The 21,528-nt window shown below is 60.0% G+C and carries 15 protein-coding genes and 2 riboswitches; of the genes, 9 read left to right on the forward strand and 6 right to left on the reverse strand.

The window, feature by feature from the left end; genetic code table 11:
* Window position 1: 1 nt before the first annotated feature.
* A complete protein-coding gene (gene cobW / locus AC07VO_RS06590; RefSeq protein WP_192351057.1) occupies window positions 2-1,069 on the reverse strand; it encodes a cobalamin biosynthesis protein CobW in 1,068 nt (355 codons plus the stop codon).
* A gap of 102 nt (window positions 1,070-1,171) precedes the next feature.
* Window positions 1,172-1,384, reverse strand: a riboswitch (cobalamin riboswitch).
* A 256-nt stretch (window positions 1,385-1,640) separates the two neighbouring features.
* Window positions 1,641-1,868, forward strand: a riboswitch (cobalamin riboswitch).
* A 122-nt stretch (window positions 1,869-1,990) separates the two neighbouring features.
* Between cobW and AC07VO_RS06595 the strand changes: the two genes are divergently transcribed.
* The 4 genes from AC07VO_RS06595 to cobM all read left to right on the forward strand — a co-directional run bounded on the left by AC07VO_RS06595 (window position 1,991) and on the right by cobM (window position 4,149).
* On the forward strand, window positions 1,991-2,194 hold the full coding sequence (locus tag AC07VO_RS06595; protein ID WP_018927647.1) for a CbtB domain-containing protein: 204 nt from the start codon (window positions 1,991-1,993) through the stop codon (window positions 2,192-2,194).
* Window positions 2,195-2,205: 11 nt separating this feature from the next.
* Entirely contained in the window at window positions 2,206-2,910 is a 705-nt protein-coding gene (locus AC07VO_RS06600) for a CbtA family protein (protein ID WP_111454625.1), read from the forward strand.
* Window positions 2,907-3,320, forward strand: a complete 414-nt coding sequence (locus tag AC07VO_RS06605) for a cobalamin biosynthesis protein (RefSeq protein WP_064617086.1) — start codon at window positions 2,907-2,909, stop codon at window positions 3,318-3,320. Before AC07VO_RS06600 ends, AC07VO_RS06605 begins: the two co-directional genes overlap by 4 nt.
* Window positions 3,321-3,402: 82 nt before the next feature.
* Window positions 3,403-4,149: a precorrin-4 C(11)-methyltransferase gene (cobM, locus tag AC07VO_RS06610; RefSeq protein WP_064617085.1), complete on the forward strand. Its 747-nt coding sequence runs from the start codon at window positions 3,403-3,405 to the stop codon at window positions 4,147-4,149.
* Between the two features lie 204 nt (window positions 4,150-4,353).
* On the opposite strand, the gene nfuA is transcribed toward cobM, so the two are convergent.
* Window positions 4,354-4,938, reverse strand: a complete 585-nt coding sequence (gene nfuA / locus AC07VO_RS06615) for a Fe-S biogenesis protein NfuA (RefSeq protein ID WP_007946504.1) — start codon at window positions 4,936-4,938, stop codon at window positions 4,354-4,356.
* Window positions 4,939-5,044: 106 nt separating this feature from the next.
* On the reverse strand, window positions 5,045-7,330 hold the full coding sequence (locus tag AC07VO_RS06620; RefSeq protein ID WP_086946280.1) for a fatty acid cis/trans isomerase: 2,286 nt from the start codon (window positions 7,328-7,330) through the stop codon (window positions 5,045-5,047).
* A 155-nt stretch (window positions 7,331-7,485) separates the two neighbouring features.
* Between AC07VO_RS06620 and metH the strand changes: the two genes are divergently transcribed.
* Together metH and AC07VO_RS06630 are read left to right on the forward strand one after the other, a co-directional pair.
* Entirely contained in the window at window positions 7,486-11,196 is a 3,711-nt protein-coding gene (gene metH / locus AC07VO_RS06625) for a methionine synthase (RefSeq protein ID WP_018927643.1), read from the forward strand.
* Window positions 11,197-11,381: 185 nt separating this feature from the next.
* Window positions 11,382-11,612 (forward strand): DUF2970 domain-containing protein, encoded by a 231-nt coding sequence (locus AC07VO_RS06630; RefSeq protein ID WP_018927642.1) that lies wholly within the window; start codon window positions 11,382-11,384, stop codon window positions 11,610-11,612.
* Between the two features lie 6 nt (window positions 11,613-11,618).
* On the opposite strand, the gene AC07VO_RS06635 is transcribed toward AC07VO_RS06630, so the two are convergent.
* The gene (locus AC07VO_RS06635; protein WP_018927641.1) at window positions 11,619-12,704 is read right to left on the reverse strand and encodes an ABC transporter substrate-binding protein; all 1,086 of its coding nucleotides are present in this window, start codon (window positions 12,702-12,704) and stop codon (window positions 11,619-11,621) included.
* A 522-nt stretch (window positions 12,705-13,226) separates the two neighbouring features.
* Here AC07VO_RS06635 and AC07VO_RS06640 point away from each other — a divergent pair.
* On the forward strand, window positions 13,227-14,885 hold the full coding sequence (locus AC07VO_RS06640; protein ID WP_018927640.1) for a nitrite/sulfite reductase: 1,659 nt from the start codon (window positions 13,227-13,229) through the stop codon (window positions 14,883-14,885).
* Window positions 14,869-15,363, forward strand: a complete 495-nt coding sequence (locus AC07VO_RS06645) for a DUF934 domain-containing protein (protein ID WP_018927639.1) — start codon at window positions 14,869-14,871, stop codon at window positions 15,361-15,363. Before AC07VO_RS06640 ends, AC07VO_RS06645 begins: the two co-directional genes overlap by 17 nt.
* A 42-nt stretch (window positions 15,364-15,405) precedes the next feature.
* On the opposite strand, the gene AC07VO_RS06650 is transcribed toward AC07VO_RS06645, so the two are convergent.
* Both AC07VO_RS06650 and sohB read right to left on the reverse strand, forming a co-directional pair.
* Window positions 15,406-19,236, reverse strand: a complete 3,831-nt coding sequence (locus tag AC07VO_RS06650; RefSeq protein WP_192351055.1) for a dermonecrotic toxin domain-containing protein — start codon at window positions 19,234-19,236, stop codon at window positions 15,406-15,408.
* Window positions 19,237-19,425: 189 nt separating this feature from the next.
* The gene (sohB, locus tag AC07VO_RS06655; RefSeq protein WP_018927637.1) at window positions 19,426-20,448 is read right to left on the reverse strand and encodes a protease SohB; all 1,023 of its coding nucleotides are present in this window, start codon (window positions 20,446-20,448) and stop codon (window positions 19,426-19,428) included.
* 326 nt (window positions 20,449-20,774) lie between these two features.
* On the opposite strand from sohB, the gene AC07VO_RS06660 reads away from it, so the two are divergent.
* Window positions 20,775-21,485, forward strand: a complete 711-nt coding sequence (locus AC07VO_RS06660) for a histidine phosphatase family protein (RefSeq protein ID WP_086946277.1) — start codon at window positions 20,775-20,777, stop codon at window positions 21,483-21,485.
* Window positions 21,486-21,528: the final 43 nt, after the last annotated feature.

Consider the following 21,528-nt stretch of genomic DNA (forward strand, 5'->3'; position numbering starts at 1 on the left):
GTTAAACGCTGAGCGCAGCGCGCAATTGCGCTTCGAGTTGAACGGCGTCCAGCGCCTGACCGATCAACACCAGACGGGTGGTGCGCGCTTCCTCGGTGCCCCACTGACGATCGAAGTGCTTGTCGAAACGCGTGCCCACGCCCTGAATCAGCAGGCGCATCGGCTTGTTCGGCACCGCTGCAAAACCCTTGACCCGCAGAATACCGTGCTGCACCACCAGTTGCGTCAGCGCGTCCATCAGCAGGCTTTCGTCGGCTTGTGGCAGCTCGATCGAGATGGAGTCGAACGCGTCATGGTCGTGATCGTGGTCGTCTTCACCTTCATGGTGATGATCGTGATGGCTGTGACGGCTGTCGATGTGTTCTTCGGAACCGGCACCGAGGCCGATCAGCACGTCCAGTGGCAAGCGACCGCTGCTGGCTTCGATGACTTTCACCGCCGGTGGCAGCTCTTCGGCGACTTCCAGGCGCACGCGGGCCAGGTCTGCGGCGCTGATCAGGTCGGCCTTGTTGAGAATCACCAGGTCGGCGCTGGCCAGTTGGTCGGCGAACAGTTCGTGCAGCGGCGATTCGTGGTCCAGGTTCGGGTCGAGTTTGCGCTGGGCGTCCACTTGATCCGGGAATGCAGCGAAAGTGCCGGCAGCGACGGCCGGGCTGTCGACCACGGTGATCACCGCGTCAACGGTGCAGGCGCTGCGGATTTCCGGCCACTGGAAAGCTTGAACCAAAGGCTTTGGCAGGGCCAGGCCCGAGGTTTCGATGAGGATGTGGTCGAGGTCGCCGCGGCGAGCAACCAACTCGCGCATCACCGGGAAGAATTCCTCCTGAACGGTGCAGCACAGGCAGCCGTTGGCCAACTCGTAGACGCGGCCGCTGGCCTCTTCTTCGGTGCAGCCGATGGAGCATTGCTTGAGGATCTCGCCGTCGATGCCCAGCTCGCCGAACTCGTTGACGATCACCGCGATGCGACGGCCCTGGGCGTTGTCGAGCATGTGCCGCAGTAAGGTGGTTTTGCCCGAACCGAGGAAGCCGGTAACGATGGTGACGGGGAGTTTGGCCAGTGTTTTCATCGGATGCCCTTTGGCAAGGTGGCGGGCATACGGGACGACAACCGGCAACGCGGGCGCGCGTGCCTGAAGAGTTCGCCACCGGATCACCCCGCCCGGTTGAAAGTGAGAATCTGTGTCGAGGCAGGTCTCCTGGCTGACGGTGTGCCAGGCATTGGCCCGGCATTCGCTGCGCCTTCCCGCGAACCCGTTGCACAGGGTTTGCAGTGGCGTGGCAGCGAACATCACCGTTCACAGTTGCGGGGGCAGCCGCGGCATCGACCGCGTTCCCTTCTTAGCTTCGACAGACGCCGAAGAACCTCGAAAGCGCAAGGCTACGCATCGTGTGGGGGCGGGTCAATGTCTTGTCGGCGAATGCGATCACCTGTGGCGAGGGGGCTTGCCTGTGGCGAGGGAGCTTGCTCCCGTTCGGCTGCGAAGCAGTCGTGAAACCATGCACTGCAAATCTTACAGACAGACCGCATGAATCCGATGCGACCGCTATGCGCTCGAGCGGGACCAAGCCCCCTCGCCACAGATATTGGGTGTTAGTGAGAACCCCTGCCAATTGACTCCCCGCCCTCGCCCATGCTCTCCTACACGCCTTGTTACGGGTGCCCTTCACAGGGTGAAACGGGAAACCGGTGAATCATGTGCTTTACTCTAAAGCCATGTCAGTCCGGTGCTGCCCCCGCAACGGTAAGCGAGTGAAGCGTCAGATCCACTGTGCCGGTCATATGGCATGGGAAGGTGATGCTTGCAGGTCCAGGCGCAAGCCCAGCCCCTCGCGAGCCCGGAGACCGGCCCGCAACACAAAGTGACTTTTACGTTCACTGAATAACAAACCCGCGGTGGGCGGGCGCTGTTCGAAATCTCTGCGAGCCCTTGGCGTGCGGAGATTTTCATGCGCTCTATTCACCCGCTGACAGACCAGAGGGAAGCGCCATGACGATCATCAGCAGCACCGCCAGCAACACCGACAAGAGCATCGCCAGCACCACCACGACCCTGACTCAACGCCTGACCGCCGCCGTGTGTGCGTCGATCCTTGGCGCCAGCCTTGTGTATTTCGCCGGTTTCTCGCACATCGAAGCGGTGCACAACGCCGCGCACGATACCCGTCACAGCTCCGCCTTTCCGTGCCATTGAGACCTGCTGAGATGATCAAGCGTATTGCGCAAACCGCAGGTTTCACCGGGCTGCTGGCCGCCCTGCTATTGACCCTGCTGCAAAGCTTCTGGGTCTCCCCGCTGATTTTGCAGGCCGAGACCTACGAAAAATCCGAGCCGGCTGCTGTTGAAATCCACGAGCACGCCGCGGGCGCAGTCGCTCATACCCACGATGCCGAAGCCTGGGAACCGGAAGACGGCTGGCAGCGCGTGCTGTCCACTACCGGCGGCAACTTGGTGGTAGCCGTCGGTTTCGCCCTGATGCTCGCCGGTCTTTACACCCTGCGCGCACCGACCAAAACCTCTCAGGGCCTGCTCTGGGGCCTGGCCGGTTATGCGACGTTCGTACTGGCTCCGACTCTCGGCCTGCCGCCTGAGCTGCCGGGCACTGCCGCGGCTGATCTGGCGCAACGGCAAATCTGGTGGATCGGCACTGCCGCGTCCACGGCCGTCGGCATCGCGTTGATCGTGTTCAGCCGTCACTGGCTGATGAAAGTTCTCGGCGTGGCGATCCTGGCCGTGCCGCATGTGATTGGCGCACCACAACCGGAAGTCCATTCGATGCTGGCGCCGGAAGCCCTGGAAGCACAATTCAAAATCGCTTCGCAGTTGACCAACGTGGCGTTCTGGCTGGCCCTGGGCCTGATCAGCGCCTGGTTGTTCCGCCGCAAAAGCGATGGCCATTACAGCGCATGACTGAAAACGGCACAGTGCCGACCCTGGTGGTCGGCCTGGGCTGCCAGCGCGGCTGCCCCGTCAGCACGCTGCGGGCGCTGCTCGATCAGGCGTTACAGGCCCATCAAATCGAGCTTCGTGAGATCAAGGCCCTGGCCAGCATCGACCTCAAGCGCGATGAACCTGGCCTGATCGAACTGGCCGAACAGCTGGCATTGCCGCTGATGTACTTCAGCAGCGAACAATTGGCGACCTATCAAGCACAACTGAGCCACCACTCGGACATCGCGTTTGAACGCACCGGTTGCTACGGCGTGGCGGAAAGCGCTGCGTTGGCCCTGGCCGAACAATTGGCCCAGGCACCGGCAAAGCTGCTGATTCCACGACAAAAATACGCCCAGGCCACCCTGGCATTGGCCAGCGCCGCGTAAAATCCCCGATAATCCCCGCCTTCGATCATGAGCATTCTTCATCTGAAGCATGCCCAGGCCCTATTTCTGACAGGAAACGACGATGACCGTCTACTTCATTGGCGCCGGCCCCGGCGACCCGGAACTGATCACCGTCAAAGGCCAGCGGCTGATTCGTAGCTGCCCGGTCATCATCTATGCCGGCTCCCTGGTCCCCGCCGCCGTGCTGGAAGGCCACCGGGCCGAACAGGTGGTCAACAGCGCCGAACTGCACCTGGAACAGATCGTCGAGCTGATCAAGACCGCCCACGCCAACGGCCAGGACGTGGCCCGGGTGCATTCCGGCGACCCGAGTCTGTACGGCGCGATCGGCGAGCAGATTCGCTACTTGCGTGAACTCGACATCCCTTTCGAAATCATTCCCGGCGTCACCGCCACCGCCGCCTGCGCGGCCCTTTTGGGGGCCGAACTGACCCTGCCGGACGTGTCACAGAGCGTGATTCTGACCCGTTACGCCGACAAGACCGCCATGCCCGCTGGCGAAGAACTGGGCAGCCTGGCGCAACACGGGGCGACCATGGCGATCCACCTGGGGGTCAATCATCTAGAGAAGATCCTTGCCCAATTGCTGCCGCACTACGGCGCCGACTGCCCGATCGCGGTGATTCACCGGGCGACCTGGCCGGATCAGGATTGGGTGGTGGGAACGCTTGCGGACATTGCGCAGAAGGTACAAGCCAAGGGTTTTCGCCGAACGGCGCTGATTCTGGTGGGTCGAGTGCTGGGCAGCGATCACTTCAGTGAATCGTCGCTGTATCGCGCGGGGCATGCGCACCTATACAGACCCTGAAGCACTTGTGGCGAGGGAGCTTGCTCCCGCTGGACCGCGCAGCGGTCCCAAAATCAGCCAACGCATTCATCACGGGAAAATGCATCGGCTGGATTGCGACTGCTTCGCAGTCGAGCGGGAGCAAGCTCCCTCGCCACAGGTTATCGATCATCCATAAAAAAACGGTGCTCACGGGCACCGTTTTTTTATGTCGCAGCGAACACCTTAGTAGTAGGCGTTTTCTTTCTGCGTATGGTCCGTCACGTCACGTACACCCTTGAGCTCGGGAATGCGCTCGAGCAAGGTGCGCTCGATGCCTTCCTTCAGGGTGACGTCTGCCTGGCCGCAGCCCTGGCAACCGCCGCCGAACTTCAGCACGGCGATGCCGTCTTCGACCACATCGATCAGGCTGACCTGACCGCCGTGGCTGGCCAGCCCCGGGTTGATCTCGGTTTGCAGGTAGTAGTTGATGCGCTCGTTGACCGGGCTGTCGGCGTTGACCATCGGTACTTTGGCGTTTGGCGCCTTGATGGTCAGTTGGCCGCCCATGCGGTCGGTGGCGTAGTCGACTACCGCATCGTCCAGAAACGCTTCGCTGAACGAGTCGATATAGGCGGTGAAGCTTTTGAGCCCCAGCGCTGTATCTTCAGGTTTTTCTTCGCCCGGCTTGCAGTAGGCAATGCAGGTTTCGGCGTACTGGGTGCCAGGCTGGGTGATAAAGACGCGGATGCCGATACCCGGGGTGTTCTGCTTGGAGAGCAGATCGGCCAGGTAATCATGGGCGGCGTCGGTAATGGTAATAGCGGTCATGGAAACTCCTCGCAGGCTTGGACGCAGTTTACGCCAATCGACGCGCCGCACAAAGTCCTAGTATTTTTGTCGGGAACTGTGGCTCCCACACCGGGTTGCAGGCATTTCAGAGATTCTCGTAGCGATTCATGTCCAGCACGCCCTCTTCCACTGGGTCGGTGTCGTGGATGTACCGGCTCAGATCATGGAAATACTGCCAGAATTGCGGATGACTGCGACGAATGCCCCAGCGTTCGACGATTTTTTCGAAACTCGCGGCGTCTTTGGCATTTTCCATCTCGTCGACAAACGCCGGCACCTGCCCGGCCGGAATGTTGAACATGAAGTTCGGGTAGCTGCTCAGAACACCCGGATAGATCGTCAACGTGTCGAGCCCCGGCTGATAACGCAGCGACTCCCCGAGCAGGAACGCCACGTTGCTGTGGGCGCGGTTACGCAGCAGGCTGTAGACCTCGCGCTTGCCGCTTGGGGTCTCGATGCGCAACATCGTGGCCTCCGGCAACTGATCGATGACTTTCAAACCGGCGGCCGGGCGCGACGTCAGGCGGCTCAAGGCTTGCTCGGCGTTCTGCAACGCCGGATCGATGTTCGGCCGCGAGCAGTAAGCGCCGTCGCAACGGTTGATCGGATCAGGCCGGGCATTGAGTTCGCCGTAACGGGACAGCAGCTGCAAGGCGAAATCGCGTTTCGGGTCGTTTTCGTCCAGCGTCAGCGCCGTCGGCTTGTCGTTGTCGATGTCCTCGTAATCCAGCCACATCTTGAACTTGCCGCTGTTCTGGTACCAATCGTCGAGATAGCCGTCCCGTGAGCTGGCCGGCATCAGGCGCAGGAAGTTCTGCTCGGCGCCGTTGCGGATCAGGTCGAAGTACAGCCGGGTCTGGGCCTGATGGGACACGTTACCGAACACATCGAAGTTGACCGCCAACTGGTAATACGTGCGTTCCAGCAACGGGTAATCGAACAGCCACATCGTCTGCGGCACATCGCCGATCAGGCCCTTGGTCACCGAGGCGCTGTCGAAATGCCGGAAGATACTCAGCAACGCATTGTCATTACCGGCCCACAGGGTCGACCAGCTCGGCGCTGGCAAGTCGGCATAGCTGTCCCGGCGCAGGGCCTCATATTCGTTGCGTTTGTTGCGGTAGTCGTGCCACAGGCTCAGGACACTGCCGACGTCATCGTTCTGCCCCGGCATCGCCAGCAACGGCGTAGCCTTGCCGCGATATTTCGGGTCGGTGATGTAAAGGTCATGTTCCGGGGCCTGGAACAGTGCCCAGAAGTTGTCGCGAATCACGTCGGTGGCGATCTGGCCCCGGCAGACCGGGCCGCGAATAAAGGTGCGCACGAAGTATTCGGCGTTATCGAGCATGAACTGGTAACGCGCCTGGGCCGGGATCGCTTCGAACGTGGCAAACGGATTGGCCCGCCGCTCCGGCCCGTAGCCCGGTAACGCGTTGACCTGCCAGTTACCGTTGTAAAACAGGCTCTTGATCCGCGCCATCTTCGCCGCGCTCAGCGGGTAGGTGATGTGGGTCTTGTGCACGATCACGCCTTGCACCGGCCACAGACGGTAATAGACCTGAGTGCCCGGATCATCATTCGGACGGCGGGTGTTGATCAGGTCGATGGGCTGCCCCGTCGGCGTGCGCGAACGTACCCACTGAAAGAAATGCCCCGGCTCGCCGTCCTTGAAATAGATATGGGCCAAGAACCAGTGCTCGAACAGCCAGCGCCCGACCAGGCTCTCCCGGGCGCCCGGCGCATTCAGCAGGTTTTCCCACTGCACCACTTCCAAGGCTTCCCTGGCGCTGGGCACCAGGCCCTGCTGATCGATCGGCGCGCCAGAGGCCAGCCAGCGCTGCAGCGTCTGGTATTGCTGATCGGTAAGACCGGTGACCGCTAGCGGCATGCCCTCCTTCGGATGAGAGCTGGCGTAACCGTCGAACTCCGCCGGCATGGCGCACAGCGTTTCCCGGTTCAGGCCCAGGACGATCTCTTCCGGCAATTTGGCGTTGGGTTGTAACGGCGTTCTATGGCCTAGTTCAAGCATCCGCGCCATCAGTGCCGCCTGGCTGCCTTGGGCGTCGAGCACTGAATAGAAGCCCTTTTGCTGCCAGGCACGCTTGCCGAAGGCGTCATAAAACAACCGGGTCGGCGCGGCGGCCTTGCTCCGTTCGCCGTCATAGACCGGCGCCTTCGTCGCACCTCGGGACGCCCCTTCGCCACTGCCCAGATTGAGCTGACAGGCGGAGTCGTAGCAGGCATGGCAGGCCACGCACTTTTCGGTGAAGATCGGTTGAATGTCGCGAACGTAGGAAATGTCCGGACCTTGCGCAGCGGCGCCCCCGCTTAAAAACAGCATCAATAGGCTGGTGACGACGCGATACGACATATCCCTGGTCCTGATCATGAGAAAACGCCGCGATTCTACCGGTCCAACCCGCGCACCAACATGAACGATATTCATGCAAAACCGGCATATGCTCCAAAAGCACACAGGTTTGTTATTATCCCGGCCCTTCGTCATGGCCTTACCGAGTAGTCCAAATGTCCGATCGCAGCGTTCGCCTTCAAGCTCTCAAGCACGCCCTCAAAGAGCGCATCCTGATTCTCGACGGCGGCATGGGGACAATGATCCAGAGCTACAAGCTCGAGGAACAGGATTACCGTGGCAAACGCTTCGCCGACTGGCCGAGCGATGTCAAAGGTAACAACGACCTGTTGGTGCTGACCCGCCCGGATGTGATCGGCTCTATTGAAAAAGCCTACCTGGATGCCGGCGCCGACATTCTGGAAACCAACACCTTCAACGCCACCCAGGTGTCCCAGGCCGACTACGGCATGCAAGGCCTGGCGTACGAACTCAACGTAGAAGGCGCACGCCTGGCGCGCAAGGTGGCGGACGCCAAGACCCTGGAAACCCCGGACAAGCCGCGTTTCGTCGCCGGGGTGCTCGGCCCTACAAGTCGTACCTGCTCGCTGTCGCCCGACGTGAACAACCCCGGCTACCGCAACGTGACCTTCGATGAACTGGTGGAGAACTACACCGAGGCCACCAAAGGCCTGATCGAAGGCGGCGCCGACCTGATCCTGATCGAAACCATTTTCGACACCCTCAACGCCAAAGCGGCGATCTTCGCCGTGCAAGGGGTTTACGAAGAGCTGGGCGTCGAGCTGCCGATCATGATTTCCGGCACCATCACCGATGCCTCTGGCCGCACCCTCTCCGGCCAGACCACCGAAGCGTTCTGGAACTCCGTGGCCCACGCCAAGCCGATTTCCGTCGGCCTGAACTGCGCCCTCGGCGCCCGTGAATTGCGCCCATACCTGGAAGAGCTGTCGAACAAGGCCAGCACCCACGTGTCGGCGCACCCGAACGCCGGCCTGCCGAACGAATTCGGCGAGTACGACGAACTGCCGGCCCAAACCGCCAAGGTCATCGAAGAGTTCGCCCAAAGTGGCTTCCTCAACATCGTCGGCGGCTGCTGCGGCACCACACCGGGCCACATCGAAGCCATCGCCAAAGCGGTCGCCGGTTACGCCCCGCGTGAAATTCCGGACATCCCCAAGGCTTGCCGCTTGTCGGGCCTGGAACCGTTCACCATCGATCGCAGCTCGTTGTTCGTCAACGTCGGCGAGCGGACCAACATCACCGGTTCCGCCAAGTTCGCCCGCCTGATCCGTGAAGACAACTACACCGAGGCCCTGGAAGTCGCCCTGCAGCAGGTCGAAGCCGGCGCCCAGGTGATCGACATCAACATGGACGAAGGGATGCTCGATTCGAAGAAGGCCATGGTGACCTTCCTCAATCTGATTGCCGGCGAACCGGACATCTCCCGCGTCCCGATCATGATCGACTCCTCCAAGTGGGAAGTGATCGAAGCCGGCCTCAAGTGCATCCAGGGCAAGGGCATCGTCAACTCCATCAGCATGAAGGAAGGTGTCGAGCAGTTCATTCATCACGCCAAACTGTGCAAACGCTACGGCGCCGCGGTGGTGGTGATGGCCTTCGATGAAGCCGGCCAGGCCGACACCGAAGCGCGCAAGAAAGAAATCTGCAAACGTTCCTACGACATTCTGGTCAACGAAGTCGGCTTCCCGCCGGAAGACATCATCTTCGACCCGAACATCTTCGCCGTGGCCACCGGTATCGAAGAACACAACAACTACGCTGTGGACTTCATCAACGCCTGTGCCTACATCCGCGACGAACTGCCCTACGCCCTGAGCTCCGGCGGTGTGTCCAACGTGTCGTTCTCGTTCCGTGGCAACAACCCGGTGCGCGAGGCGATTCACTCGGTGTTCCTGCTGTATGCAATCCGCAACGGCCTGACCATGGGCATCGTCAACGCCGGCCAACTGGAGATCTACGACCAGATCCCGGTGGAGCTGCGCGACGCCGTTGAAGACGTGATCCTCAACCGTACTCCGGAAGGCACCGACGCCCTCCTCGCCATCGCCGACAAGTACAAGGGCGACGGCAGCGTCAAGGAAGCCGAGACCGAAGAGTGGCGCAACTGGGACGTCAACAAGCGTCTGGAGCATGCGCTGGTCAAGGGCATCACCACGCACATTGTTGAAGATACTGAAGAATCGCGGTTGTCGTTCGCGCGCCCGATCGAAGTCATCGAAGGCCCGTTGATGGCCGGCATGAACATCGTCGGCGACCTGTTCGGCGCCGGCAAAATGTTCCTGCCGCAAGTGGTGAAGTCCGCCCGCGTGATGAAGCAGGCCGTGGCCCACCTGATCCCGTTCATCGAACTGGAAAAAGGCGACAAGCCGGAAGCCAAGGGCAAGATCCTCATGGCCACGGTCAAGGGCGACGTGCACGACATCGGCAAGAACATTGTCGGCGTGGTGCTGGGCTGTAACGGCTACGACATCGTTGACCTCGGCGTGATGGTGCCGGCGGAGAAGATCCTGCAGGTCGCCAAAGACGAGAAATGCGACATCATCGGCCTGTCCGGCCTGATCACGCCTTCGCTGGACGAAATGGTTCACGTGGCCCGTGAAATGCAGCGTCAGGACTTCTATCTGCCGCTGATGATCGGTGGCGCGACCACCTCCAAGGCGCACACGGCGGTGAAGATCGAGCCCAAGTACAGCAACGACGCGGTGATCTACGTCACCGACGCCTCCCGCGCCGTGGGCGTGGCGACGCAGTTGCTGTCCAAGGAACTGAAAGCCGGTTTCGTCGAGAAGACCCGCCTGGAATACATCGACGTTCGCGAGCGCACCGCCAACCGCAGCGCCCGCACCGAGCGCCTGAGCTACCCGGCAGCCATCGCCAAGAAACCGCAGTTCGACTGGGCCAATTATGAGCCGGTCAAACCGACGTTCACCGGCGCCAAGGTACTGGACAACATCGACCTGAAGGTTTTGGCCGAATACATCGACTGGACACCGTTCTTCATCTCCTGGGACCTGGCCGGCAAGTTCCCGCGCATCCTGCAGGATGAAGTGGTCGGTGAAGCCGCCACCGCGCTGTACGCCGATGCCCAGGAAATGCTTGCCAAGTTGATCGACGAGAAGCTGATCAGCGCCCGTGCGGTGTTCGGTTTCTGGCCGGCCAACCAGGTGCGCGACGATGACATCGAAGTCTATGGCGACGACGGCAAGCCATTGGCCAAGCTGCATCACTTGCGCCAGCAGATCATCAAGACCGACGGTAAGCCGAACTTCTCCCTGGCCGACTTCGTCGCGCCGAAGGACAGCGGCGTGACCGACTACGTGGGTGGTTTCATCACCACCGCCGGGATTGGCGCCGAAGAAGTGGCCAAGGCCTATCAGGAAGCGGGCGACGACTACAACTCGATCATGGTCAAGGCGTTGGCCGACCGTCTGGCCGAGGCGTGCGCCGAGTGGCTGCACCAGCAAGTGCGTAAAGACTACTGGGGCTACGCCAAGGACGAGACGCTGGACAACGAGGCGCTGATCAAAGAGCAATACACCGGCATCCGCCCTGCTCCGGGCTACCCGGCGTGCCCGGATCACACCGAGAAAGCCACGCTGTTCAAGCTGCTGGACCCGGAAGCGGAAGAGCTCAAGGCCGGCCGCAGCGGCGTATTCCTCACCGAGCACTACGCGATGTTCCCGGCGGCGGCGGTCAGCGGCTGGTACTTCGCTCACCCACAGGCGCAGTATTTCGCCGTGGGCAAGATCGACAAGGATCAGGTGCAGAGCTACACCTCGCGCAAAGGCCAGGAGTTGAGCGTGACCGAGCGCTGGCTGGCGCCTAACCTGGGTTACGACAACTAACCCCTTCCCCTGTGGGAGCGAGCCTTTGTGGCGAGGGAGCTTGCTCCCGTTGGACTGCGTAGCAGTCCCATTTTTTGGGGCCGCTTCGCGACCCAACGGGAGCAAGCTCCCTCGCCACAACGGCTCCCACAGAGTTCGAGTCTGTTGTCTATGCTTGCCTCATACACATTCGTGACGGGGGATTTATGGACGATCCAGTCGACAACAATAATCACAACAAGCCGCCGACCTTCTGGCAGATGCTGCACAGCGTCATGGCGGCGGCGTTCGGGGTGCAGAGCGGGAAAAACCGGGCCCGGGACTTCACCCATGGCAAGCCCAGTCATTTTGTGATTCTGGGGATTCTGTTCACGGTGGTGTTCGCCCTGACGCTGTTCGGCATCGTCAAACTGGTGTTGCACCTGGCCGGGATCTGAGCCGGCTCAATGCATCAAGGTTTGCAGGTTGAACGGGTAGCGGTACGACGTCGGCCGCCCCTTGGCCGAGAGCTTTTGAAAATCCACGTCGTAATCCTGAGTGGTACTCAAGCCCAGCAATCGCCGGGCTTGCGCGTGGTCGATCAACTGCAATAAGGGAATCTGTCGGTCGCGCCCGCCGTACTGGCTGACATCCACCCCCTGATCGTAGTCATGCAACTGCACAAGAGCCCAGCCGCCCAGAGTGAAGTGCCCGCCCAACAACACGCTTAGCCGCCCTTCCAACAGCGCCTGCAACGCGGCCGGTGAATTGTTGATGGCACTGAACAGCACACCCTTGCCCGGCTGGCCTCCCGTTTCGGCGTATGCCTGCATGGCACCGAACGCCATTTCATCGTTGGCCGACCAGACCAGCGATGTTTGCGGGTAACGCTTGAACAATAACCTGGCCTGTTCATAGGCGCGCTCGCGGGTCCAGCCGCCGTACACCAACTGGCGCAACCGCACTTCGGGGTGTTCGGCCAATGCCCGCATCATGCCCTGCTCACGCTCTTGCGCGGCCGGCGTGATTTTCAGGCCGGAAAAGGCCACCAGTTCAATGACCTCACCGGGTGCTACCGGGCCATGCAGGCGAATCAGTTCCTTGAGCATCAGGTAGCCGCCCTCCTCATTGTTGGGCACCAGGCTACCCAACCAGTCGGGATACTTGTCCGGCTGGGCGCCGAGCAGACGCATCTGGTCGGCGGTCAGGCCGTTGTTGACCAAAAACAGCTTCACACCGCTGCCTTGAGCCAGGCGCAGGATTTCGGGGGCGACATACAGTTCGTTGGAGAACACCAGATAGTCCGGCCGACTCGGCCCTTGCAGCGCTTCGCGGGCCTGTTTGAGTGTGGTCTCGGCGTTTCGCTCGGCATACTGGATTTGCAAATCCATGCCCAGGTTCTTGGCCGCGGTCTGCATGAACTGCGAGTAACTGACCCAGAACGTCTCTTGGCTGGTCCCGGGATTGAGGAACAATACGGACGCCGCCTGGGCACACGGCCCCAGCACCGCGCCAAGCGCCAGCACTACACCATAGAAGAACTTCAACATTGATCGTCCGAGCCCCCGAAAATCCGCCGCGCATTATAGCCAGCGAAGTCCCTGGAAACGGCGCATATTCCGGCTTTTTGTCCGACAATCGTCGGCGCCGGGCCCGGACGGGGTCGTTTATTGATGGCTGACCCAGAATACCGCCGTACCCACGACCAGGATGATCAGGAACAGAATCGCCCAAGCATCGACCGTGCTATCGCTTTTCCTTGCTTTGGTTGGGTTGCTCATTGCATCGCCTCTTGTCGGTTTTATCGGTGATTGCATAAAGACTCGAGCACAGTTAAGACGATGATTGCCCGCACGACAAATGAGGGTTTTATCACAACGACTTTCATTAGTCGTTTTGGTTCTTTGCATATACTCAAACATCACTTTTGCGCATAACTGCAAACTGGTATCTTGCGTCGGCTCCGTTGGGAGTGCGCGGCCGTGCGCGCAGAATTGCCGAGGCAGAATCGGATGAAAGCTTGCGAAAACGCAGCTGTATCCGACCGGCCCAAGCCTGAGAACAGGACTTATATGTACGTATACGACGAGTACGATCAGCGGATCATCGAGGACCGCGTCAAGCAGTTCCGTGATCAGACCCGACGCTATCTGGCAGGCGAGCTGAGCGAAGAAGAATTCCGCCCCCTGCGCCTGCAAAATGGCCTTTATATCCAGCGCTTTGCCCCGATGCTGCGGGTGGCGGTGCCTTACGGCCAACTCACTTCGCGCCAGACGCGAATGATGGCCAAGATTGCCCGCGACTATGACAAGGGCTACGCCCACATCAGTACCCGGCAGAACGTGCAGTTCAACTGGCCGGCCGTGGAAGACATCCCGGACATCCTGGCTGAGCTGGCGACCGTGCAGATGCACGCGATCCAGACCAGCGGCAACTGCCTGCGCAACGTCACCACCGACCAGTTCGCCGGTGTCGCCGCCGACGAGTTGATCGACCCGCGGCCATGGTGCGAAATCGTCCGTCAGTGGACCACGTTCCACCCGGAATTCGCTTACCTGCCGCGTAAATTCAAAATTGCCATCAACGGTTCGACGTCCGACCGTGCGGCCATCGAAGTCCATGACATCGGCCTCGAGCCGGTGCACAACGCCGCGGGCGAACTGGGCTTCCGTGTGCTGGTCGGTGGCGGCCTGGGCCGTACTCCGGTGGTGGGCGCGTTCATCAACGAATTCCTGCCGTGGCAGGACCTGTTGAGCTACCTCGACGCCATTCTGCGGGTCTACAACCGCTACGGCCGTCGCGACAACAAGTACAAGGCGCGGATCAAGATTCTGGTCAAGGCCCTGACGCCTGAAGTGTTCGCGCAGAAAGTCGATGCGGAAATGGAACACCTTCGCGGTGGCCAGACCACGCTGACCGAGGCCGAAGTACATCGCGTGGCCAAGCACTTTGTCGATCCAGACTACAAGGCTCTGGACAACCAGACGGCCGAACTGGCCGACCTCGACAAGCAACACCCGGGTTTCGCCCGCTGGCGTGCCCGCAACACCCTGGCCCACAAAAAGCCGGGTTACGTCGCCGTGACGCTGTCCCTGAAACCGACCGGCGTTGCACCGGGCGACATCACCGACAAGCAGCTCGATGCCGTTGCCGACCTCGCCGACCGTTACAGCTTCGGTCAGCTGCGCACCTCCCACGAGCAGAACATCATTCTGGCCGATGTCGAGCAGAGCCAGTTGTTCGCCATGTGGGGCGAGTTGCGCGAGCAAGGTTTCGCCACACCGAACATCGGCTTGCTGACCGACATCATCTGCTGCCCTGGCGGCGACTTCTGTTCCCTGGCCAACGCCAAGTCGATCCCGATCGCCGAATCGATCCAGCGCCGTTTCGACGACCTGGACTACCTGTTCGACATTGGCGAGCTGGACCTGAACATCTCCGGCTGCATGAACGCCTGTGGTCACCACCACGTCGGCCACATCGGTATTCTCGGAGTGGACAAGAAAGGCGAAGAGTTCTATCAGGTGTCCCTGGGTGGCAGCGCCAGCCGCGATGCGAGCCTGGGCAAGATCCTCGGCCCTTCCTTCGCCCAGGAAGCCATGCCTGATGTGATCGAGAAGCTGATCGACGTGTACATCGAACAACGTACCGAAGACGAGCGCTTCATCGACACTTATCAGCGTATCGGCATCGACCTCTTCAAGGAGCGCGTCTATGCAGCGAATAATTAAGAACAACGAAGTCGTCGACGAAACCTGGCACTTGCTGCCGAAAGATTTCAACATCGATGAAATCAGCAACTGCGACGACCTGATCGTCCCGTTGCACATGTGGCGCGAACACAGCCGCATGCTCATGGCCCGCGATGGCGGCCTGGGTGTGTGGCTGGATGCCGATGAAGAAGCTGAAGAAATCGGTGATGACGTGGCGAACTTCCAGGTCATCGCCCTGAACTTCCCGGCCTTCACCGATGGTCGCAACTACTCCAACGCCCGTCTGCTGCGTGACCGCTATGGTTTCAAAGGCGAACTGCGGGCAATTGGCGATGTGCTGCGCGACCAGTTGTTCTACATGCACCGCTGCGGTTTCGATGCGTTTGCCATTCGCGCCGATAAAGACCCCTACGAAGCCCTTGAAGGCCTCAAGGACTTCTCGGTGACCTATCAGGCCGCCACCGACGAACCGCTGCCGCTGTTCCGTCGCCGTTGATCGTCACACCTTGAACCCCTTGCGGGGTTCAAGGTTTTTCCCTTACTGCGTGCCTATCGGAAACGGTCGCCCCATGGCCTCCCAGTTCCGATAAAACCGGGCACGGTCCTCAAGTGCCGTGAACAGCGCAAACGGGTTTTCAGGATCGACCTCGGCCGATTCAATATCCTGGACCAGTCTTTCCCAAAGCGCTTGCGAAGCATCGGCTTCACCGAGCAGTCGCCACACCCTCGCCTGAAGCGGCAGATAATCGACCCGGAAGTCCGCCGTCAGGCTCAGTCCATCCATTACCCTCAAGAACCGGGCGCCAAGGGGCCTGGCTGCCAGCCTCTGCCAGATCAATCGTCGCGTCGCTTGCAACTCCTCATCGCCCTCGCGCAACCACTCGATGACATTCCCGTAATTAACCCCGGGATCACTTAACCACAGGTTGATACCCGTTCGCCGCCGATGATCGACAATGCGCAACAAGGTGTCCTCATCCGTCAATGGATTGCCCTGCAGCAGCACACGGTCCCTCGAGATAGCCTGGTTCAGTACTGCTGGCGGCACTCGGGTTATCTGGTTATTACGCAGGTCCAATGACGTCAGATAGGGCTGCTCCATGATTCCGACTGGGCAACCAGTGATCCCGGTGTTGCTCAGGTTCAGCCAGCGCAAGTCGTTCATTCCGAGCACCAAAGGCGGGACGCCCAGCGGGTTGTTGCTCAGGTCCAGCGTCTGCAAGTGTGTCAACCCGGTCAATTGAGAGGCGGCGCGCTCATTGAACGTCAGATTCGTCGACCTCAGATTCAGCGAAGAGAGACGCGCCATCTGGTTGATCGAAGGAGGCAGTGCACACTCCGCAAGGCCGCCATGGTTGAAGTGACTCAGGTCGACATTTTCCAGGTTCAGCACTTCAAGATTTGGAAAACACTCGAGAAATCCGTTCAGACTTTCTTCTTCAGTCAGGTGAAAGCCGCGCATCGATAACTCGAGAATATTATTGAACCGGACATTCAACGTGGGTAACCGGTGATAATTCTCGAAGTCGAGATCCAGCCTGACGCCGCGTATCTGATCAGCAGGCAATAACGGATCCTGCAGCGCCCTGCGTCGTTGCCAGATGGAGACCAGCTCCTCGGCCAACTCATTTCGAATCGCTCGCTCCTGTTGCATTTCGGTCTGCACCAACTGAACGTTATAGGCCTCGATTTGTGCAGCGCTCAATCCCGCTGCTTCGGGATCATTCGGGGCCAGGAAATCGATAGCCATGTCATGAATGTCATCCGCCACCTGATCTACCCAGGCGGTCAGGTCGATGTCGAGTTGCTGCAGCTGTTGCTTCAACCACTCAATGTGCGCCTGCGCGTTTACACCTTCGCGTTGAAGAACCGCATCTGCCTGGGCATCGGTGAAGTCTGGATAGACCTCTTTGAGTTGCAGCCTCATCATCTGGTGCGTCAGCGCCTCGGCCTGGGGCGTTCCCGGAAAACCGCCGCCGCTGAGCCCGTGGGCATCGAATGGCAACCCACCGTCCATTCTTTGCAGCCCGAGTATCACCTGTGATCGGGGCAACGCCTGGTTGCTGATGGCAAGTCGCAGTTCGTCGACTGAACCAGGCGACGTCAGGAGCAGCGCTGAACGGTCGTCGTCCGTCAACACACCGAGAAGCGCCGTATAAAAGTCTGTTGGCGAGGCCTGATGCAGATAGTGCTGTCCGACTCTGACCAAGCGCCGGACCTCCGTGGCATCCTGCGCGCCGATGCGGTCCAGCACTCGCCCCGCGACGGATTGATCAAGGACATCGATCCGCAGGTTCCGCGGCCAGCCCGGCAGGTTTTGCAGCGAGTGCAAGGCCAGGATGTCCGAGTCCGGGCTCGCCACCGAACGCAGATAAAGTCCTTCATAAGCGCGATTGAGCCGCACATGCTGCTGGTACTGCCGCGCCTTGCTGTCCAGACGCGTGAACACTTGCCTGACCTCGGTCACATCGGGGGCTTGCTGGATATCCACGCCATAGCGGTCGAGCATTTGTTCGATGGCACCTTTGGGCAGCGCCGGGTATTGCTGCTGAAACAGCCGCACCCATTCATGTTCCGACTGTTGAAGTGCGGCGTAACGCCTGTTGAATTGCTCAGGCGTGCCGGCCGCCCCCAGATCCTGATCGATCTTGAAGCGACTGATCGTATCCGTCAGTAAAGGCGTAGGTGGACGCCCCGTTTGCATCAGTCGCAGCATGTCATCGTCAATCACACTGACCTTGCCGATCTGTGCCAGGACTTCATCGCTGAAAGACGCCACAGTCGGGCCGATTCCGCGGATCAGCTCCACGCGGGAGGACAGCACGGAAACCGGTGGCTCGGGCGTCGGGGCAACGGCGATTTGCGAAGACGGATGTACTGACTCGACAGCCGCTTCATCCTTCAGCGCCGCTTGTGCGCCGATCGGCAGCGCATTAAGCAAACCGAACACGGTGCGCGACACGCCCTCCGACCGTTCACGTGGTGTCTCACCGTTTACTGCCTGATCAAGACCGTAACCGGCGTCAATAAGCCCGGCCAGCGCCAATATGCCTTCGCCTCCCGGGACGAACAACGCCAATGGCCCGAACCGGTTGATCCATTGCACCACCGGTTCGACCACCGCACTTAAATTGTCACGATTGACCTGTGCATCGGTACGAATGCTTTCGATACTGGCGTGGGCGGCCTGCTTCATCGTCAGCACCAGTTGCGCAAACGGATCGGTCGCCGATGGCGGATTGTCGTAGCCAATGTAATCGGCGGGGTCCCAGTAGCCGTCGTTATTGAAAAAACCGGCGTTGTTGGTCAGCCGATGCATCGCGGGGTACTGCGCCATGCCGTCCAATGCCGTCAGCACTCCCGCATGAAACGTACCGTCCTCGCGATCATCTTCGGCAAAATGGGCGGCCAATGCCTGTTTTGTCTCGCTGAGCTTGCCCTGCGCGACGACCCATTGGTGCAGTTGAGTGGCATCGGTGAATTCGTGCAGCGGAGAAGAGTTGCCAGGGATGTACAGCAGCACTCGGGTACTGGCAGTGTCACGGAACGCCCAGATATCTGTTGCGGTGTAACGGTATAGCTTCAAACGGCCGGCCCTGACGGACAAAGGGGTGCGCGTCGCCGCTTGCAGTTGTTCGATGGTCAGCGTTTCCCATGCCTGACCGGGCGGCAAGCCAGCCGCCTCCATCGCGAGCTCAAGTCCTTTTTGCGACAGGCAGCGCTCCTTGAACTGCAACCAGGCCGTCATCACAAACGCTGCCTTGACCGATGTCCTCAAGGCGTACGGGCCGGACGCAGTGAGCACCTCGTCAGAGGGCCAGACCTTTTCAAGATAGGTCTCGTACACGTGCTTGAAGTCCAGCTCCCAGACCCATTTCTTGAAATCGGCCGGCCTCAGCTTCAGTTGTGAGGCGGGACCGTAAGTCTGCGGCGTCGTTTGCCGATAGATGCCTTCATAGGTGTCGTGATTGCCGCTGCCGTAATCAGCGAACTCGTCGACATGCTCGACAATCCGCACCGTCGGGCCGACGTCCGGCGGTGTGTACAGACCAAAGGCGGTTTCAGCAAAACGGCCGTCCCCAACCGTCTGGTAATTTGAAAGCAGCGCTTGCAGCAGCGACCGCGAGTTCGCCACCTGGCCCTGCTGGAAACCGTTCTCTTCAGGGTGGCCCTTGTAGTGGTAATCGAGGGTGACCATCAAGGTCGTCTGCGGGTCGATGTCCTGCCCCCATTTTTCCTTGATCAGGTGTGCGCCCAACTGGCCGGGGGTTTGGGGGAGAGCGATGTCCAGTGCAGCTTTCAGTTCGTCGCGCATTCGCAACGATGGGGCTGGATGAGGTGCGGCAACGTGGTGAAGGAGCTCATTCATGGTGCAATCCATTGCAGTCAATTCAGGCCAGTCACCCTACCCCACCTGACTCCACACTAAAGCGCGACCGATCGACAATGGCATTAGGAAAATTCGTTATTTCTTGAGGGTGAGTGGACACTTTCTGAAGGTCAAAAAAAAACCGTGGGCAATCCACGGTTTTTTTACTGACGGTGATGCCTGGTACGGTTACCAGAAGCGTTGCTGGGTCAACCGGCTCCACCAGCTCAGCAATACGCGATCGATCGAACCGCTGGCCGCCATGCCGATGCGCTCCTGCAGGGTTTTACGTTCGGCGTAATGCAAATGATAGAGCTCGGACTGTTTAGCGCGCTCAGCGAGGTATTCGTCGCTGGTCTTGAGCTCGTCCACCAGTTGCTTGTCGAGTGCCGAAACACCGAGCCAGATTTCACCGGTGGCCACTTCGTCGATAGCCAGTTGCGGGCGATAGCGGGAAACGAAGTTCTTGAACAGCTGATGGGTGATGTCCAGCTCTTCCTGGAATTTCTCCCGGCCCTTCTCGGTGTTTTCGCCAAACACTGTCAGGGTGCGCTTGTACTCACCAGCCGTGAGCACTTCGAAGTCGATGTCATGCTTTTTCAGCAGGCGATTGACGTTGGGCAACTGCGCCACCACGCCGATCGAGCCGAGAATCGCGAACGGTGCGCTGATAATTTTCTCGCCGATGCACGCCATCATGTAGCCGCCGCTGGCCGCGACCTTGTCGATGCACACGGTCAACGGCACGCCGGCCTCGCGAATGCGCGCCAGTTGCGAAGATGCCAGGCCATAGCTGTGAACCATGCCGCCGCCGCTTTCCAGGCGCAGCACCACTTCATCCTTTGGCGTGGCGAGGGTCAGCAGCGCGGTGATTTCGTGGCGCAGGCTTTCAGTGGCCGACGCCTTGATGTCACCGTCGAAATCCAGCACGAACACCCGCGGCTTGGCCTCGGGCTTCTTCTTTTGCTTTTTCTCGGTTTTAGCCTGGGATTTGCGCAAAGCCTTGAGCTGGTCCTTGTCGAGCAAGGTCTGCTCCAGGCGTTCGCGCAGCCCTTTGTAGAAATCATTGAGTTTGCTGACTTGCAGTTGGCCGGTCGACTTGCGCCGACCTTTGCTGCGCAACGCCGCAAAACTGGCCAGGACCACCAGAATGGCGATCACCAGTGTCACGGTTTTAGCCAGGAAACTGGCGTACTCGGACAAAAACTCCACAGAGACTCCTTCAACACGATGCGCGGCATGAACACGCGCGGGATACCTTCAGCATACCCATGAGCCGGCCCGGCGACCAGTCGTGAAACCTCGAGTGTCCTGTCTCACAAATACTGTTCCCTTTTTACGGCGTCCGTTGCCGTCATGCTGCGTTGCCGCTCCTCGCCTGACGACAACACTCGTCAAAAGAGAAACGTATTTGTAAGACAGGACACTAGCAACAGGCCTGTAACAGGCATTTCAAACAAGCGTATGTTTTTTCATTGACAGCTCACCGTCATCCTCATAACCTCGCCAAACCTTCAACGTACCGGGATGACGCGGACGTGGGCAGCATCTATTTGATTCGACATGGCCAGGCCTCCTTTGGTGCAGACGACTATGACGTTCTGTCGCCGACCGGTATTCGCCAGGCAGAAGTCCTTGGCCGGCACCTGGCCGAGCTTGGTGTGAGCTTCGATCGCTGCCTGTCGGGCGACCTGCGCCGTCAGCAACACACGGCCACCAGCGCGCTGGAACAGTACGCCACCGTCGGTTTGCCGGTGCCGCCCCTGGAAATCGATTCGGCCTTCAACGAGTTCGACGCCGACGCGGTGATCCGCGCCTTGCTGCCGGCCATGCTGGAAGACGAGCCCGAGGCGCTGGAGACCCTGCGCAACGCCGCGCAAAACCGTGCCGAGTTCCAGCGTATCTTCGCCCTGATTATCGAGCGCTGGCTCGCCGGTACCTATGACACACCGGGCCTGGAAAGCTGGCCGGGCTTCGTCGATCGTGTGCAGGCTGGCCTGCAGCGGCTGCTCGAACATGCCGACAACACCCAGAAAATCGCCGTGTTCACCTCCGGCGGCACCATCACTGCCCTGCTCCACCTTATTACACAAATGCCTGCCCGGCAGGCCTTTGAGCTGAACTGGCAAATCGTCAACACCTCGCTCAACCTGCTCAAGTTTCGTGGTCGCGAGGTGGCCCTGGCTTCCTTCAACAGTCATACACACCTGCAACTGCTGAAGGCCCCGGAACTCATCACGTTTCGTTGATTCCGGACTATTGTGACCCTGGCTGTATTCACCCAGCTCTTAT

It is taken from the genome of Pseudomonas sp. GW821-FHT03E01, assembly GCF_059420765.1.

What these genes read in the sequence shown, in the direction of transcription:
- cobW (WP_192351057.1), bottom strand. Translation starts at nt 1,069, where the DNA reads ATGAAAACACTGGCCAAACTCCCCGTCACCATCGTTACCGGCTTCCTC.
- AC07VO_RS06595 (WP_018927647.1), top strand. Translation starts at nt 1,991, where the DNA reads ATGACGATCATCAGCAGCACCGCCAGCAACACCGACAAGAGCATCGCC.
- AC07VO_RS06600 (WP_111454625.1), top strand. Translation starts at nt 2,206, where the DNA reads ATGATCAAGCGTATTGCGCAAACCGCAGGTTTCACCGGGCTGCTGGCC.
- AC07VO_RS06605 (WP_064617086.1), top strand. Translation starts at nt 2,907, where the DNA reads ATGACTGAAAACGGCACAGTGCCGACCCTGGTGGTCGGCCTGGGCTGC.
- cobM (WP_064617085.1), top strand. Translation starts at nt 3,403, where the DNA reads ATGACCGTCTACTTCATTGGCGCCGGCCCCGGCGACCCGGAACTGATC.
- nfuA (WP_007946504.1), bottom strand. Translation starts at nt 4,938, where the DNA reads ATGACCGCTATTACCATTACCGACGCCGCCCATGATTACCTGGCCGAT.
- AC07VO_RS06620 (WP_086946280.1), bottom strand. Translation starts at nt 7,330, where the DNA reads ATGTCGTATCGCGTCGTCACCAGCCTATTGATGCTGTTTTTAAGCGGG.
- metH (WP_018927643.1), top strand. Translation starts at nt 7,486, where the DNA reads ATGTCCGATCGCAGCGTTCGCCTTCAAGCTCTCAAGCACGCCCTCAAA.
- AC07VO_RS06630 (WP_018927642.1), top strand. Translation starts at nt 11,382, where the DNA reads ATGGACGATCCAGTCGACAACAATAATCACAACAAGCCGCCGACCTTC.
- AC07VO_RS06635 (WP_018927641.1), bottom strand. Translation starts at nt 12,704, where the DNA reads ATGTTGAAGTTCTTCTATGGTGTAGTGCTGGCGCTTGGCGCGGTGCTG.
- AC07VO_RS06640 (WP_018927640.1), top strand. Translation starts at nt 13,227, where the DNA reads ATGTACGTATACGACGAGTACGATCAGCGGATCATCGAGGACCGCGTC.
- AC07VO_RS06645 (WP_018927639.1), top strand. Translation starts at nt 14,869, where the DNA reads ATGCAGCGAATAATTAAGAACAACGAAGTCGTCGACGAAACCTGGCAC.
- AC07VO_RS06650 (WP_192351055.1), bottom strand. Translation starts at nt 19,236, where the DNA reads ATGAATGAGCTCCTTCACCACGTTGCCGCACCTCATCCAGCCCCATCG.